Annotated in this window: 1 protein-coding gene; it reads right to left on the reverse strand. The window is 44.9% G+C overall.

What is annotated here, in order from left to right; all coding sequences use genetic code 11:
• Position 1 precedes the first annotated feature (1 nt).
• Entirely contained in the window at positions 2–1,102 is a 1,101-nt protein-coding gene (locus K5Q99_RS21765; RefSeq protein WP_220778114.1) for an ISAs1-like element ISSba1 family transposase, read from the reverse strand.
• Positions 1,103–1,190: the final 88 nt, after the last annotated feature.

The following is a 1,190-nucleotide window of genomic DNA, read 5'->3' on the forward strand; positions in this document are numbered from 1 at the left end:
CTTAACCAAAGAATATCTCGCTTCTAAAATCGCCATTCCATGCTGCTTTTCTTATCTTGGTTGGTTTGCTGGCTTTTAGCGGATGTTGCTCTAAAAGGTTCAGCACAATACGCCGAAATAGTGCCATCTTCTTCGCGTTTTCACGGTCACCAATCCTTGAACAGTCTTCCCTAAAAGTGACGTCAAGCACCCAGTGTTGCAGGTTCTCGATGTGCCAATGCTGACGCACCGCTTTGGCTGCAAGTTCGACATCTAGCGGCAAAGAACTTAAGTAATAATCCGTATTTATGGTTGTAATGCCTTTACATGTTCGTTGACGTTCAACTGCAATGAGTGACTTGGCTGATGGCCACTTTTTCGCGAGCGCCTGTGGCAGCTTTGCTGGAATTTGAAACGTTGTGCGACGCTCCTTACGGCCATGCCCCTTGTCATCCTCTTCGATACTCAATATGTCGACGCCGTCGTTATCCCAGTGAGGTTGAAATTGTATCTCAATGGCCTGCCTCAGTAGCGGTTGGTTGCCTTTTACCTGAACAACATAGTCGCCTTTAGCTTTGATAATTTGTTGAAGCGTTTCCCGTTGGCAGTGAAGTGCATCAAAGGTTACAACGGCATCTTTAATGTCTAACATGTGCAGCAGCGCTTGAACCGTTGCGATTTCGTTACCTTTGGTCTGTGTATCTTGCTGATACAGCACAATTCCTTGTTCGGTATCAAAGGCCGAAACGAGGTGTAGCGCATTTTTAGCACCATGTTGATTAACAGCACCCCGCAAGGTTTTGCCGTCAATAGCGATCAATGGCTTGGATGAGGTTTCTCTTAAACTATTTGCCCAACTAAAGAGCGTTAACACCAGTATTTCGGTATCAATAACTTTAATGATCCGAGCAATGGAATGCCGAGTCGGGATCCCTTTGTCAAAATCTCGATGTTTACGTAGCCAAGATAGGTTCTCTTGGCCGAATTCTTCGATAGCTTGCCAGCCATCACAACCTGAAGCGATTGCGGCTAAAACAAGAAAAATAATATCAACTAAATCATGATCTAGGTTGATGTGAGAGCGAGGGTCTTCGATGAGTTTCAAGTGTTCAAATAAGGACATGGATTAGGCTCAGTAGAATAACATGCCCGATCAGATCATGCAGATAGGAATAAGTTCCCTACTGTTAACAAAGTATGATCCCGCCCTG

Origin of the sequence: Shewanella hafniensis, assembly GCF_019655335.1 — a bacterium.
GTDB lineage: Bacteria > Pseudomonadota > Gammaproteobacteria > Enterobacterales > Shewanellaceae > Shewanella > Shewanella hafniensis.

Bases quoted from the DNA above. Each gene is read 5' to 3' on its own strand.
- K5Q99_RS21765 (WP_220778114.1), bottom strand. From the start codon at position 1,102: ATGTCCTTATTTGAACACTTGAAACTCATCGAAGACCCTCGCTCTCAC.